We start from the raw sequence: 15,717 nt of genomic DNA on the forward strand, positions 1-15,717 counted from the left end.
AACTCAGTAAAGCAAGAGCTATAAATAGTCTCGCTATATAAATATGTAATGCGGCTTTAAAAGCCGCAAATATTATTTCTCTTCCTGAGCTGTTTCACTGGTTACGTTCCATCCGCCACCAAGCGCTTTGTACAAATTAATTTGGCTTGCAAGATACGCTTGCTGACCCGAAATTAACTGTTGCTGCGCGCCGTACCACGTACGCTGAGCATCAAGTACTTGCAAGTAGCTATCTGCGCCTTTTTCGTAACGCATTTTTGATAAATCAAACGTGATTTGTCGGCTACTTATAAGCATATCAAGCGCACTTAGTTGCTCTTGGTAACCTTCTCTATCAGCAAGTGCATCGGCAACTTCGCGAAACGCATTTTGAATTTTTTGCTGGTACGTTGCCACCGCAATTGCTTGATCGGCTTTTGCCACATCAAGATTTGCTTGGTTACGCCCCATATTAAAAATAGGCAAGCTAATTGAAGGTACAAAGCTCCACGTACCCGAACCCGAATCAAACAAACCACTTAAGTCGCTTGAAGCGGTCCCTGCATTAGCCGTTAAGCTAATACTTGGGTAAAACGCAGCACGTGCAATGCCAATATTCGCGTTAGCTGCTAGTAGTAAATGCTCAGCCGCTTTTATATCTGGGCGCTGCGAGAGTAAGTCAGACGGTAAACCTACCGGTACTTCTGGCATACTAATCAGATTGGTTAAATCTTTAGTTGGCAGTAAATCGGCCGAAACAGGCTTGCCAACTAACAAATCAAGCGCGCTTTTATCACGCTTAAGTAAACGTTTGTAGGTCGCAATATCTACTTTTGCTGTAGCAACGGTGCTTTTAAGTTGCTCAAGTGTAATAGAAGACGTTGCACCTAAATCAAAGCTTTTTTGCGTAAGCGAAAGTGATTCTTGCTGCGAGGTTAATGTTTCTTTTGCAAGCTCTAGCAACTGTAAATCTGTTGCATAGTTAAGCCATGCATTAGCAAGTTCTGAAATTAACGATACCTGCGTGCTGTACTGGCTAAGCTCTGTAGAGTATAAGTTTTGCAGTGCCTGTGCTGACTGGTTACGTACTTTTCCCCAAATATCAAGCTCATATGAGGTAATACCAACAGTTGCACTATACTGCGAACTAATCGCTGCTTCACCCGTGCTTGATAAATCCCCAGGTAAACGCTGGCGTGTACCAGAGGCATTTAAATCAAGTGATGGATATAATGCTGAGTCTTCAATTTGATAAAGCCCACGTACTCGCTGCACGTTAAGCATCGCAATTTGTAAGTCTTTATTATGCTCAAGGCTTTGGGTAATTAATGTTTGCAGTTTCTCGTCATTAAAAAACTGCTGCCAGTTTAGCTGCACAGCTGAAGCCTGCTCAGTACCTGATGCATATGCATCAGGTACTGGTAAAGCAATATCTTTTTGTTCTGGTGCTAATTGGCAACCACTTAATATAAGTAATGTAAGTGCACTTAGGCTGAAGGATTTAATGCTCATTGTGCGCTCTCCTTAACTGTATCATTCTTTTTGCCAGGGAAAACTTTACGCACTAACACAAAGAATAACGGTACAAATACCACCACTAAAATTGACGAAGCGAGTGTGCCACCAATTATAGAAATACCCAATGCGTTTTGTGCACCCGAACCTGCGCTTGATGCAATGGCTAGCGGTAAAACACCACAAATAAACGCTAAAGAAGTCATCAATATTGGACGTAAACGCAAGCGCACAGCCGCAATAGCAGCATCCACTAAGCCCAAGCCTTCATCCATTTTATGAATCGCAAATTCAACAATAAGTATCGCATTTTTAGAGGCGAGCCCTATGGTTGTTAGTAACCCTACCTGCAAGTAAATATCGTTTGATAAGCCGCCTCCAAGCGCTGCCATAATTGCACCAAATATACCTAAAGGCACAATCATCATTACTGCAAATGGTACCGACCAACTTTCATAAAGTGCTGCTAAACATAAAAATACAAACAATAATGACAAGCCATACAACAATGGTGCCTGGCCACTGCTAGAGCGCTCTTGGAATGAAATACCGGTCCACTCAGATGCAATACCATTTGGTAGCTGCTTAACTAAACGCTCAATTTCGTCCATTGCTTGGCCTGTACTGTAACCTGGCGCAGCACTACCTTGAATTTCCATTGCAGAAAAACCATTGTAGCGCTCTAGTCGTGGCGAGCCATATGTCCAAAATGAACTAGCAAATGCCGAAAACGGAACCATGTCGCCACTATCATTACGTACATACCATTTGTTTAAATCCTCAGGTACCATGCGCGAATCGGCATCACCTTGTAGATATACTTTTTTAACACGGCCACGGTCAATAAAGTCATTTACATAACTACTACCCCATGCCGTAGCAAGCGTACTGTTAATATCTGCTTGCGATAAACCAAGTGCTTCTGCTTTTGCTAAATCAATATCAAGTTGTAGCTCTGGCATGTCTTCTTGTCCATTAGGACGAACACCTGCAAGTATTGGGCTTTGTGCTGCCATGCCTAATAACTGATTTCGTGCAGCTAGCAGTGCATCGTGACCTAAACCTACGCGGTCTTGTAAAAATACGTTAAAGCCGTTGGCTGTACCTAGTTCTACAATTGCCGGTGGTGGAAAAGCAAATACAAATGCCTCTTTAATTGTTGAAAAATAGCCCATTGCTTTACCTGCAACTGCTTGCACAGATAAACCATCACCTTGGCGTTCATCCCAGTGCTTAAAGTTAACAAAGGCAATCGCTGAGTTTTGACCAGAACCTGCAAAACTAAAACCAGTTACGGTAAAAATACCGTTTACTGCATCAGATTGGTCATTCAAAAAGTGATTCTCTACCTTTTTAACAACTTCAAGTGTTTCTTGTGTTGTAGAGCCTGCTGGTAATGATACTTGGTTAAACAAAATACCTTGGTCTTCATCAGGTAAAAATGCCGTTGGCAAGCTTGAGAATACATAAACCATTCCGCCTACTATCACCCCATAAATAAGCAAGTAGCGCTTAGATAAATGGATCATACGACTCACAAAGCTTTGAGCACCTGAGTTTGTTTTATCAAAACCACGGTTAAATCCGGTGAAAAACTTACCAAATAGAGAGTCGTTATTATGAACGTGGCTTGGCTTTAAAAGCGTTGCACATAAAGCAGGCGTTAAAATTAGCGCCACTAGTACCGATAAGCCCATAGCTGATACAAGCGTAATCGAAAACTGACGATAAATAATACCCGTTGAGCCACTAAAAAAGGCCATTGGAATAAATACCGCTGAAAGCACCATTGCAATACCAACCAGCGCACCTTTAATCTCATCCATCGATTTACGCGTTGCTTCAAGCGCAGAGAGTTTTTCTTCACTCATTACACGTTCAACGTTTTCTACTACAACAATCGCATCATCAACTAATAGGCCGATGGCCAGTACCATAGCAAACATAGTTAATGTATTTATTGAGTAACCAAAAGTATACAAAATCGCAAATGTACCTAGAAGCACAACAGGTACCGCTATAGTTGGGATAAGCGTTGCGCGGAAGTTTTGTAAAAATAAGTACATTACAACAAATACCAACACAATCGCTTCAATGAGAGTATGTACAACTTTTTCAATTGATAGCGATACAAACGGTGTAGTATCGTAAGGTACGACGACATCTAAGCCTTCAGGGAAGTATGGTTTTAACTCTTCAATGGCTGCTTTTACACCGTCAGCTGTATCAAGTGCATTAGCACCACTGGCAAGTTTAATACCTAAACCCGATGCTGGTTGACCATCGTAACGTGCAACTACGCGGTAACTTTCGCCGCCAAGCTCAACACGCGCAACATCTTTAAGACGCACAAAAGAGCCATCTGCATTTGTTTTTACTAAAATTTGTTCAAACTGCTCAGCAGTTTGTAAACGACTTTGCGCTGTAACAGTCGCGTTTAACTGCTGCCCTTCAATTGCGGGCATGCCACCTAATTGGCCGGCAGACACTTGTGCATTTTGCGCACTAATTGACGCGCTAATATCAGCAGGTGTTAGCTTGTAGTTTTGTAGTTTAGCTGGGTCTAACCACACACGCATAGCGTATTGAGAACCAAACAATTGTACTTCACCTACCCCTTCAACGCGCGACACAATGTCTTGAACGTTTGACGAAACATAATCACCAATATCGATATTGGTCATGCTGCCATCTTTTGATACAAAACCTAAAACCATCAAAAAGTTACGTGCAGACTTGGCGACAGTTACACCTTGCCTTTGTACTTCTTCAGGTAAAAGAGGTGTAGCGGTCGCTAATTTATTTTGCACTTGTACCTGTGCAATATCAGGATCTGTTTCGGCACTAAATGAAAGTGTAAGTGTTGCTGAACCACTCGATTCAGACGTAGATGACATGTATAGCAAGCCATCAAGCCCTTTCATTTTTTGCTCTATTACCTGCGTAACCGTATCTTCAAGCGTACGAGCAGATGCGCCTGGATACGTTGCTGTAATACTAATTGCCGGCGGTGCAATTGACGGATACTGAGCAATTGGCAAACTTTGAATCGCCAAAATACCCGCTAGCATCACTACTATTGCCAGTACCCATGCAAAAATGGGTCTGTCGATAAAAAATCGTGACATTAAAACTCTCCGTTATTGCGCGTTGTTGGCGCTAGTAGACGATTGCACTTCAGAAGGCGTAACTTGCGCTCCTGGACGAATTTTTTGTAAACCTTCTACAATTAATTTATCGCCATCGCTTAAACCGTCACTTACAAGCCAATTAGAGCCAATGGTTCTATCTACTTTTAATACGCGACTTTCTACTTTGTTGTCTTTGCCTACCACCATAGCTGTTGGCTCGCCTTTATTATTTCGGCTTACACCACGCTGAGGAACTAAAATAGCATTGGCTTTAACACCCTCAACCACAGAGGCACGAGCATACATACCCGGTAATAAAAGTTTTTCAGGGTTAGGGAATTTAGCACGCAACGTGACAGAGCCCGTGCTTGGGTCAACGGTAACCTCAGAGAACTGCAATGTTCCTTTATGAGAGTATGCAGAGCCATCTTCCATAGTTAATTCAACGTCAGTTTGGCTTTGAGCATCAATACCTAAATTACCTGAAGCGAGTGCTTTTTTAAGCTGAGTAAGCTCGTTGCTTGATTGGGTTAAATCAATATAAATTGGGTCTAATTGAGTCACTGTTGCAAGTGCAGTGCTTTGATTAGCACTTACTAATGCACCTACTGTTACGCTTGATTTACTAATTTGGCCACTAATAGGAGAAGATACATGGCTGTAATCAAGGTTGATTTGCGCTGACTTTAATTGTGCTTTAGCCGTTAACAATTCAGCGTTTGCTTGTTTAGACGCTGCATCAGCTTCGTCAAAGTCTTGCTGGCTTACGGCTTTAATTTTTAATAGTTCGCTGTAACGAGACGCTTTTGATTTAGAGCTCGCAATACTTGCCTCCGCACGAGCAACGGCGGCTTCACTTGCGGCTAGGTCTGCTTCAAAAGTAGCAGGGTCAATTTGATAAAGAGCTTGACCTTTTTTAACCTCCTTACCTTCTTCGAATAATCGAGATTGCACAATACCGCTTACTTGCGGACGAATTTCAGCAATTTGAAATGCGCTAATACGACCAGGAAGCTCTTTTTTGAGAGTAAGCGCTTGGCTTTTTAATGTAATTACACCCACTGGAACAGCTTGAGGCGCTGATGCTTGTGACTGATCAGCCGCTTTATCGCAACCAGTTAAAGCAACAGAACCAACGAGGGCTGATAATACAAATAAAGCGATGCGGGAACGCTGCATGTTAAATACCTTTTAGTTTAGAGTGAACGATCATTCTAAATTAAAACTGGCTGATTATGAATCTAAATTATGAGGAATTTACACAAACTTACACTCTTAAGTGTAATATACGTAATAGGTTGTATTTGATGTTAACGCAATGAAAACTTAAAAACATGAGTATGAAAATTAAACGTTTTAATATGTTGGCAGGGCTTTATATTTTAGGGACACATTTTTATCACAACAATAAAAAAGCCAAGCTTTTTAAGCTTGGCCATATATAAGTTTAGTTATATATACAATTAAGATAGAGAAGTGTGTGTACTTGGCTCTGGTATAACTCTTGATACTAATAATTGCTCAACTCTAATTCCCTCTACATCAACCACTTCAAATTTAAATCCTGAAAAAGTTAAATGCTCAGCCCTCTTAGGAATACGCTTCATGTTATAAATTAAAAAGCCTGCCACTGTTTCATAATGCATTTGCTCAGGAAACTCTTCAATATCTAGTACCTTAGCTAAATCGGTAATAGGTGTTAAGCCATCTACCAGCCATGAATTTTTATCGCGCTGTATAATTAATTCGTCACCTTGGTGAGTGATCAAATCGCCCATAAACCCTTTCATCAAGTCTTTTACAGTTACAATACCGACAGAAAGTGCATATTCATTTACTACAACAGCAAACGGCTTAGCTGCACTTTTAAAGGCATTTAAGGCTTCAGATAGGCTTAATGTTTCTGGTAAATAAAACACATCTGTTTCAATCAGCTCTTGTTTAATATTAGCAGGCTCACCTTTTAATACTTGTCGTAGTATATCTTTTGATTCTACCGAGCCCCGTAATTTATCTAAATTACCCGACACCACTAAAAAATGATTATGTGGGTGATCAATAATTTTTGTCGCTATATCGTGGCTACTTTCATTTAAATCAAAATACACAATTTGGTCGCGAGGAGTCATTACACTTGATAAAAACCGAGCTTCTAAATCAAAAACGTTACCTATTAGCTCATACTCTTGTTGCTGTAAGCTGCCGTACTCTGCGCCTGCATCCATCATTGCGACTATATCTTCGGTTGTTACTATATCTTCTCGCTCAGCGGGTACTTTAAATAAACGCAGTACAAAGTTGGTTACACCATTAAAAAACATCACCAGCGGTGTAAGCGCAAACGTAACCCAGCGCATAATAGTCACCACTCTTACTGCAACAGCCTCAGGCATGATCATCGCTAAACGCTTTGGCATTAAATCGGCAAACAAAATAAACAATGAGGTAATAGTAAAAAATGAGAATAAAAAGCTAATTTTTTCTACGTGTGCGCCCTGATAAAAAATTACGAGTACACTTTGTACGTATGGAGATAGAGCTTGCTCACCCACGATACCGCCTAAAATGGCAATCGCATTTAATGCGATTTGGATCATGGCAAAAAAGGCTCCAGGGTTTTCTTGCAGCTTAAGTACTGCCGCAGCCTTTATATTGCCTTCATCTGCCATTACACGCAGTTTTATTTTTCGCGACGCCGCAATTGCAATTTCTGACATAGCAAACAACGCACTGATCAAGATCAACAAGCTAATCCCGATTAAATCACCCATTTAACGCTCCAAAAAGTTAGCGCTTTTTCAATAAAAAGCAGCTGATTATAGTCGGTTTTTTAATCGCAGCAATTTATATTTATAGAATTTCATAAAGTACGTTTAGGTAATTGAATTATATTGTTTTTTTACTTTTTAGCTTCGTCAAACGCAGCCGAAAGTTTATCTTGTAGGCTTTGCTCCATATTTATATTACAGGCAAAGTAAAGTGGGGACTGATGAGTATTGAGGTTTAAAACAGGTTCGAGGAGTTTTAATTTAGGCTCTCGCTTTGCACGAAAGTTAAACTGCTTGTTACTCAAAATAACAAAATCGAGAATGCTGTGACGAGTACTTATTAATTTATCTATTTTGTCTAAACTGTCAATAATAAGTAAGTTTTTAGTTTCGCTAAAGCCTCGCTCTAGTAAGTAATGGTGGCTAAAGTTATCGCGTAGTACAGCTGTTTTATAATTTTTTGCATCGTTGAGCGTATTTAATCGAATGTTACGTGATTTAAGCGCGTATATAGCTGAGTCAAAGCTTTCTAGTTCAGCAACCCAGCTAAATTTATCTTCTCTGTTGGGTAATTTCACTATTGAAAAAATACAGGTGTGCTTATCTCTAAGCACCGCGTTATAAGATACAGCCCAACTATTTGCAGACATACTGTATTTAATATCAGTGGTATCAAGTGCTTTTTTTACTTTATCTACAGAGCGCCCAGCAAGTTGGCCGTTTGAGTCAATGTACTGAAAATCAGGAAAAACTTCAGTCACAATAGTAACTTCAGCTGCATTAACCCTTATGCATGCAAAACACAGTATAAGTAAATACAACTTCATTTAATTACGCCTCAAAACTATAAATGGGTATAAACCAACTATAGTTGAGGGTAACCGTACCGCTAGTTTTTAGTCTAATAAATCTAGCCCTATACGCTGATAGGACTAGATTTTTTAAGTTTTAACTTGCTACTTATTCATCGCACTAATTAAAAATGCTGAAATTTTAGCCCCTTCGCGTAAAGTTGTTTCTGAACTTGATTGACCTACTAAAGAGCTGTCGGTAAATGGGGCTATTTCCATCATATCAGCGCCAGTAATAGGAAACTCATCGGCAATGGCCGATAAAATATCAAGTGCGTGCTGTGGGGTTAAACCATTATCTTCTGGCGTGCCAGTGGCTGATGCAAATTCGGCATCTAGCGCATCTATATCAAAGCTTACGTAAACTTCATCTACATTATCTGCTTTTAGCTGTGCAATGGTTTCGGCAGCAACCGCTTTAGCACCACGTTCTATTATTTCAGCAGCCCAATGCTGCTTTACACCAAAGGTGCTTTCCCAATGCACTTTTGGTTTACCGCTTGAACGAATACCAAATTGAATTAAATGATGAGGTGCCGGTAAAAATTCTAAAATATGTGTACACCACGAACCAAAGCATAAATCTATACCTAAACGCTCTACTAATAAGTCGGTGTGCGCATCAAAATGAATAATTGCAGTACGCTTACCTTGCTCGCGCTTTGCTTTTAAATAGGCTTTAGTTAGCGGATAGCTAATTGAATGATCGCCACCAATACCAAATATACCTTTATCTTTAAACGTCGCATAAAAGCTATCACACACGTCTTCAGTAATAGAAAGCGGGCTTACGTAATAGTCATTATTTTCATCGCCGTAAAGGGCTTTTTGACAATTAGAAATAGTTGCATTGTTTAAGTATTTATCATGCAATAAATGAGGGATTACACGTACATCACCTAAATCGAATGAGTGACACTGCGGTTGTTGATCTATAAGCGCAGAGCGTACAAATAACGGCCCCCAGTTTGCACCACGTAAAATACCACCACCACAATCTGAGCTAATGCCCAGCATAACCGCTTTGTGAGGCGAGTTTGGTAACTCATTTAAAGAGTCGCGCCAAAGTGGATCTACATTTTCGGTTTGCCCATAAAGCTTATTACGAAGTGCGGCTTTGCGCTCTTTAGCTGTATTTACAGTAAATACGCCATCACCAGGAGAGCACAAGCAGTGCTCAACTTTATTTTTAAATGCTTGAAATTGTGTGCTCATAATAAACCTCTATAAACTTTTACTGTGTGAAACTGAATTATTTTGATTAGTTATGCAAAAAGATAAAAAATACCTAAACTTTAATTTAATTTTAATAAACCATTTTTTGCGCTCTAAAAACGCAGCGGCAAGGGTCTAAATAAAGTTAAAATAAAACATTAAACATATGAATTTTAATAACTTTAACTCTGTTTTTAATCAGTAAACATTAGTGTGTTATTGCTCTTTCCCGATACATATAATGTCTGCATGGGCAAGTCAACAGCGCCTTTGCTTATACCGGTTAAGTGCTTGATTGAATATTCAAAGTAGATGAATAAATCGTTGTATCTTAATATTTTTAAAGGGGATTAATGCAAAACGGACAAACGTCCTGTACTTGGTAAACGTTTATGGCAATGATGCTAGATTGACAACAAATTTTTATAAAAGGTTTAGTTATGGAAAAGGTATTTCACTTAGGACTATGTATTGACGATCTTAAAGGTGCAAAACTTGCGATTGTACCGGGCGATCCTGATCGTGCAGCACGTATTTCACAATTCCTAGACAACCCAACCTGCCTAGCTCAAACTCGCGAATTTCATGTGTATTTAGGTCAGTTAAATGGCCACTCAGTAGTGGTATGTTCAACTGGTATTGGCGGTCCATCTACATCGATTGCTGTAGAAGAATTAGCGCAACTTGGCGTGCGTAAATTTTTACGTATTGGTACTACAGGCGCTATTCAGCCACACATTAATGAAGGCGAAATTTTAATTAGCCAAGCATCTGTACGTTTAGATGGTGCAAGCCAACATTTTGCACCGCTTAGCTACCCTGCGGTATCTGACTTTTACGCAACACAAGCTATGGTACAAGCGTGTAAAAACCTAGATATTGACTTTCATATTGGTATTACCGCTTCAAGCGATACGTTCTACCCAGGGCAAGAGCGTTACGATACACACTCTGGCTATGTACCAAAGTCATTACAAGGTAGCTGTGAAGAGTGGCAAAACCTAGGCGTGATGAACTACGAAATGGAGTCGGCTACATTATTTACAATGTGTGCAGCTCTTGGCTTACAAGCTGCGTGTGTTGCGGGTGTACTTGTTAACCGTACTCGTCAAGAAATTCCAAATGTAGATCACGGCGAAATTGAAAGAAAATCAGTAGCAGTCGTATTAGAAGCTGCAAAAGTACTATTAGGCTAATCCCTTCTTAGCACTTTAATTAAACGAATAAAGCACAGCAATTGCTGTGCTTTATTGTTTTTGGCAGGTTATTTTAACCAGAGTTCAGGTTATCTTAGCTCTGCGCTAATCACTTCTATTTCAGGTAGGTTGTCAAAGCTTGCAAGTACGGCACGTGCCACTCCACCTTGATTTTCATGACCTTGTGTTTCTAAAAGGGTGATTGATTTAACCGTATTACCATTAAAGCTAAGCCCCGCTAAAAACAGCTGACTAAGCGCACTTTGCAGTGGCGAAAGGCTTGGGCTATAGGCTGCATTTTCTGCGTAACTGCCGTAAAAATCACCATCATCAAAGGTACTAATTTTAACAGCACTAAAGTTTTGGCTATAGGGTACATATGCATTTAGCGCCATGACTGCTAATTTGCCATCAAGCGCAGTATTAGCAAACTCTTGCTGCTGAGGCTTTGGATTAAACAAACTAAACTCGTTGCCTAAATCGGTAGGCCCAAATGAATGTGGTAATAACTCAGCGAGTTTAAAATGTTGCTCTGGCAGTAAAATATCAAATTCTTTAGCGTCGGCCAGCTCGTTCATAAACTGCCTACAGTAACCACACGGTGCATCACTAATTGCTATTTTAACTATTTTTTTAGCGCCATTTAACCACGCATTATTAATAGCCGACTGCTCTGCATGCACCACTAGACTAAGTGCTTGATGGTCAAACTCTACATTAGCACCAAAATAAAAATTTACATCTCCTTGCTCATCAAGCGCTTTAACAATAGCACCCACATGAAAGTGTGAAACGGGAGCCACTGAAAATTCAGAGGCAAGCGGTACCAAACCTTGTAATAACGCATCATCAGATACATTAAATTGCGCGCATAGTTGTTTAATATTTTTAGAATTTAAGATGCCGCGTTGGGCTTTTAATTGACTACGTAAAGCTTGAGTTTGCGCTACGCTTAAAGAGATATGTGAATTTGTAAGAGCTGTGTCTTGTTGCACAGTAAAAGTTGCTGAAGCCATAACATATTATAATTATTCAATGGCTAAGTAGTTTAAAAGGTTAAGGCCCAAATTGCTAGGCCATTAAACGCAAAAAAAGGGAACACAGCGTGTTCCCTTTTAAAATACCGATTACATTAAATTAGTGATTTACTATCACTATAATAAAATCACGTATTAACCTGTATTACGCATACCTGCCGCAATACCTGTCATGGTGATCATTAATGCATTATCAATGTCGCCTTCGCTGCCTTTTTCGCTTGAGCGTGCACGTCGTAGTAGCTCAACTTGCAGTACATTAAGCGGATCGGTGTACGGATTACGAAGCCCAATAGACTCTTTGATCCATGGTTGGTCCGCTAATAAGCTTTTTTGCGGGCTGAGTGACTGAACAAGGCTAATCGCTTCTTCAAGCTCTTTACGCAGTGACACACCCAGTGGTTTGTACATATCCTCCACCAGCGCGTTATCGTAATGCTCACTTAACCAGCTGTCGGCTTTACTAAATACCATTTCTAGCATTTCTAGGCGCGCTCTGAAAAACGGCCATTGCAGGCTCATTTCATGTAGCGTTTCAAGTCCATACTTATCAAGCGCTGCTTTTAAGCCTGTTAAGGCACCTAGCCATGCAGGTAGCATTAAACGGTTTTGACTCCATGCAAAAATCCACGGAATGGCACGTAAACTTTCTACGCCACCATTTGGATTACGCTTAGCAGGGCGTGAGCCTAATGGTAATTTAGACAGCTCAAGCTCTGGAGTTGCCATTCTAAAGTAAGGTACAAAGTTTTCATCATGACGAACTACATTACGGTAGTGCTCACACGACTCCTCACTTATTAACTTCATTACTTCACGCCACTGCGGTTTTGGCTCCGGTGGTGGTAATAAGTTGCTTTGCAGTACTGCACCTGCGTAAATATTTAAGCTTTGTAGTGCTACATCAGGTAAACCAAACTTAAAGCGGATCATTTCGCCTTGCTCAGTTACACGTAAGCCGCCTTTTAAAGAACCCGGTGGTTGTGAATGAAGCGCTTGAGCAGCCGGTGCTCCGCCACGCCCAACTGTACCGCCACGGCCGTGGAATAAAACAAGCTCAATGCCACGCTCATCGGCAAGCTGTACTAATTTATCCATTGCCTCGTACTGCGCCCAACCTGCAGCCATCATGCCCGCATCTTTAGCAGAATCTGAATAACCAATCATTACATTTTGAGTGTTTTTAATGTGCCCACGGTACCACACGTTATCAAGCAGTGTAGTAATTACATCGCTACCCGCATTTAAATCATCAAGTGTTTCAAACAATGGTGCAACAGGTAAATCAAACTGACAGCCACTTTCTTTTAACAGTAGTTGTACCGCTAAAATATCAGAAGCAGTGCGCGCCATTGAAATGATGTATAAGCCAAATGTTTTTTCATCTTGCTTTGCAATTACATCGAAGGTGTCGAGCACTTCTTGCACATCTGGACTTGGTTGCCAATTTTTAGGAATTAGCGGGCGACGAGAATTAAGCTCGGTAAGCAAAAATGCTTGTTTATCTTGCTCTTGCCATTGGTTGTAATCACCTAAGCCTAAATGACGTGTTAACTCAGAGAATACATCGCTGTGACGATCAGAATCTTGGCGCACATCTAACTTAGCTAAACGCAGGCCAAAGCTGTTAATACGGTGCAGTAAATCAAGTAATAAGCCATCTGCGACTACTTTCATGTTGCACTTTAATAGCGAGCGATAACATACTTCTATTGGGTGTTTAATTTGATTAATATCAGTAATTAAGTCTTGTGAATCACTGCGCTTGTTTTTAATTTTAGCGCCTAAATGAGCCACGGTTTCAGCAACTTGCGTTTTAAGCTTTTTAATTACAGCACGGTACGGTTCAAACTCTTGTCCTGCAAGTTCAATAAGCTCATCGCTTGCATCAGACATAGACAGTTCAGCGCACAACGTCTTTAAGTCTTGAATATATAAATTAAGAGCCATCCAACGGCCATGGTCAAGCACTTGCGTGGTCACTTGCGCGGTCACAAACGGGTTACCATCGCGGTCTCCCCCCATCCAAGAGGTAAACTCTATAGGGCTGTAATCGATTGGTAATTCTAAACTTAAATGCTCTTTTACTTGATCTGAAAATTCACGTAAAAAACGCGGCACAGCATGCCACAAGCTATTTTCAATAACTGCATAGCCCCATTTAGCTTCATCAATAGGCGTAGGACGCGAACGACGAATGTCGTCTGTGTGCCACGCTTGGCTAATAAGCTGTGCAATACGGTTTAAAATAGCAGTGCGTTCTTGCTCTAAATTATCTTTGCGTTCAAGCGACGCTAAACATTCACTGAGTTCAACCTGTTTGTTGATCATTGTACGGCGCGTCACCTCGGTTGGGTGAGCAGTTAATACTAAGTTTATGTGGAGTTTTGAGAGTGTTTCGGCCAGATGATTACTGTCTAATTGGCCTTCTTTTGCTTTTGCAGTTAACGTTTTTAATGTTTGAGTGAGAGGGTTTAGTTGGCAAAAGCCAACATCATTAAAACGCGAAACAGTGTGGAACTGCTCTGCTACATTAGCTAAATTTAAAAAATGATTAAATGAACGGGCAACCGGTAAAAGCTCTTCGTCACTAAGCGCATGTAATACTTCGATTAATGCTTGACGGTCGTCTTCGTTACCACTGCGAGATGACTTTGATAAAGCTCGAATTTCTTCTACTTTATCTAAAATCGCTTGGCCTTGGGCATCTTTAATTGTTTGCCCTAATAACTGCCCTAGTAAATTTACATTACCTCGCAAGGCGGCATATTGTTCACTCATTTCTCAGTCTCCTTTGTTTCGTGGAGTGCTATTAATATCATTATGAAGCAATATTTAATAGATCCATTTGCAATGCTTTGTCGTAAAAAAGTATATGGAAAATAAACGCTAACCAATTTTATGATCATTTTTTATGATGGTAACTGCCCCCTTTGTAGCACAGAAATGGCGCAGCTAAAGCAATCAGACACTAAAAATAAAATTAAGCTTGAGGATCTTAACGCCGCCGATTTTAGTGAGCGCTATTCATATATTGATAAAGATAAAGCAATGACTTATTTACAAGCGCAAACACACACTGGTGAAATGATATACGGCTTAGATGTTACATACCAAGCATGGAGAATTGTAGGTAAGCATCGCTGGTTGAAAATTTTTCGCTTGCCAATAATTAGTTTCTTCGCTGACTGCGGATACTTGTTTTTTGCAAAGTATAGGCATTCAATTAGCCGCTTTTTAATGCCAAATACCAAATGTTCAAACGGCCAATGTAGTATTAAAACTAGAGGTGTTAAATGAAAACGATTGTTTTATTTGGCGCAAGCAGTGCAATAGCAAAAGCCTATATTGAGCATTTACAAATTAATGTGCCGCTTTATCAAATTGTATGCGTAAGCGCTAAATCTACTGAGCCAGATGGCAGTGTTGTTTATTTAAAAACCGATTACACAAAGCAAAGCCTAGCTAAAGTAACCGCCTACTTAAAAGAGCAGAATGCTAATATAAAACAAGTTATTTTGTTTAATGGCACACTGCACAACAAAACCCACATGCCTGAAAAAAAACTTGAAGATATAGACGCTGAGTATTTCAACCAACTTCTAAACTCAAACACGCTAACCCCCCTGCTTTGCCTGCAAAGTATTTTGCCACTTTTAACACATAAAACGCAGTGCACTATTACAGCACTCAGTGCGCGGGTTGGCAGTATTAACGATAATAAATTAGGCGGTTGGTATACTTATCGAGCATCTAAAGCGGCCTTAAACATGCTATTTAAAACCGCAGCGGTAGAACTGGCACGTCGCGCTAAAAATACCAAGCTGGTGTTATTTCACCCAGGCACGACCGATACAGCGCTTTCAAAACCATTTCAAAAAAACGTACCTGCAGGAAAACTTTTTACAGCTGAATTTGTAGCAAAACAACTTTTTACACTCACATTTAATAACCCTCATTTAGAACTTAATGGTGAACCGGCCTATTTAGATTGGCAAGGCGAGACCATACCGTGGTAAGGACCT

General features: G+C 40.3%; 11 protein-coding genes. 3 read left to right on the forward strand and 8 right to left on the reverse strand.

Features of this window, described 5'->3' with window-relative positions:
* Window positions 1-72: 72 nt before the first annotated feature.
* From ATS74_RS15920 to ATS74_RS15945, 6 genes are all read right to left on the reverse strand, one after another.
* A complete protein-coding gene (locus tag ATS74_RS15920; RefSeq protein ID WP_058549855.1) occupies window positions 73-1,491 on the reverse strand; it encodes an efflux transporter outer membrane subunit in 1,419 nt (472 codons plus the stop codon).
* Window positions 1,488-4,622, reverse strand: a complete 3,135-nt coding sequence (locus ATS74_RS15925) for an efflux RND transporter permease subunit (RefSeq protein WP_058549856.1) — start codon at window positions 4,620-4,622, stop codon at window positions 1,488-1,490. Before ATS74_RS15925 ends, ATS74_RS15920 begins: the two co-directional genes overlap by 4 nt.
* Before the next feature lie 12 nt (window positions 4,623-4,634).
* Window positions 4,635-5,804: an efflux RND transporter periplasmic adaptor subunit gene (locus tag ATS74_RS15930; protein WP_058549857.1), complete on the reverse strand. Its 1,170-nt coding sequence runs from the start codon at window positions 5,802-5,804 to the stop codon at window positions 4,635-4,637.
* Window positions 5,805-6,088: 284 nt separating this feature from the next.
* Window positions 6,089-7,396 carry a hemolysin family protein gene (locus ATS74_RS15935; RefSeq protein ID WP_058549858.1) on the reverse strand — a complete coding sequence of 436 codons (1,308 nt, stop codon included), beginning with the start codon at window positions 7,394-7,396 and terminating at the stop codon, window positions 6,089-6,091.
* Window positions 7,397-7,524: 128 nt separating this feature from the next.
* Window positions 7,525-8,220, reverse strand: a complete 696-nt coding sequence (locus ATS74_RS15940) for a substrate-binding periplasmic protein (protein WP_058549859.1) — start codon at window positions 8,218-8,220, stop codon at window positions 7,525-7,527.
* A 129-nt stretch (window positions 8,221-8,349) separates the two neighbouring features.
* Window positions 8,350-9,459: an arginase family protein gene (locus ATS74_RS15945; RefSeq protein ID WP_058549860.1), complete on the reverse strand. Its 1,110-nt coding sequence runs from the start codon at window positions 9,457-9,459 to the stop codon at window positions 8,350-8,352.
* A 440-nt stretch (window positions 9,460-9,899) separates the two neighbouring features.
* Here ATS74_RS15945 and udp point away from each other — a divergent pair, with 440 nt between their 5' ends.
* Window positions 9,900-10,655: a uridine phosphorylase gene (gene udp / locus ATS74_RS15950; protein WP_058549861.1), complete on the forward strand. Its 756-nt coding sequence runs from the start codon at window positions 9,900-9,902 to the stop codon at window positions 10,653-10,655.
* An 89-nt stretch (window positions 10,656-10,744) separates the two neighbouring features.
* On the opposite strand, the gene cdd is transcribed toward udp, so the two are convergent.
* A complete protein-coding gene (gene cdd, locus ATS74_RS15955; RefSeq protein ID WP_058549862.1) occupies window positions 10,745-11,671 on the reverse strand; it encodes a cytidine deaminase in 927 nt (308 codons plus the stop codon).
* A gap of 156 nt (window positions 11,672-11,827) precedes the next feature.
* Window positions 11,828-14,473 (reverse strand): phosphoenolpyruvate carboxylase, encoded by a 2,646-nt coding sequence (gene ppc, locus ATS74_RS15960; protein WP_058549863.1) that lies wholly within the window; start codon window positions 14,471-14,473, stop codon window positions 11,828-11,830.
* A gap of 120 nt (window positions 14,474-14,593) precedes the next feature.
* On the opposite strand from ppc, the gene ATS74_RS15965 reads away from it, so the two are divergent.
* Both ATS74_RS15965 and ATS74_RS15970 read left to right on the forward strand, forming a co-directional pair.
* A complete protein-coding gene (locus ATS74_RS15965) occupies window positions 14,594-14,992 on the forward strand; it encodes a thiol-disulfide oxidoreductase DCC family protein (protein WP_058549864.1) in 399 nt (132 codons plus the stop codon).
* Window positions 14,989-15,711 (forward strand): SDR family NAD(P)-dependent oxidoreductase, encoded by a 723-nt coding sequence (locus tag ATS74_RS15970; protein WP_058549865.1) that lies wholly within the window; start codon window positions 14,989-14,991, stop codon window positions 15,709-15,711. Before ATS74_RS15965 ends, ATS74_RS15970 begins: the two co-directional genes overlap by 4 nt.
* The last annotated feature ends 6 nt before the right edge of the window (window positions 15,712-15,717 follow it).

Origin of the sequence: Pseudoalteromonas sp. H103 (assembly GCF_001469205.1) — a bacterium.
Lineage (GTDB): Bacteria > Pseudomonadota > Gammaproteobacteria > Enterobacterales > Alteromonadaceae > Pseudoalteromonas > Pseudoalteromonas carrageenovora.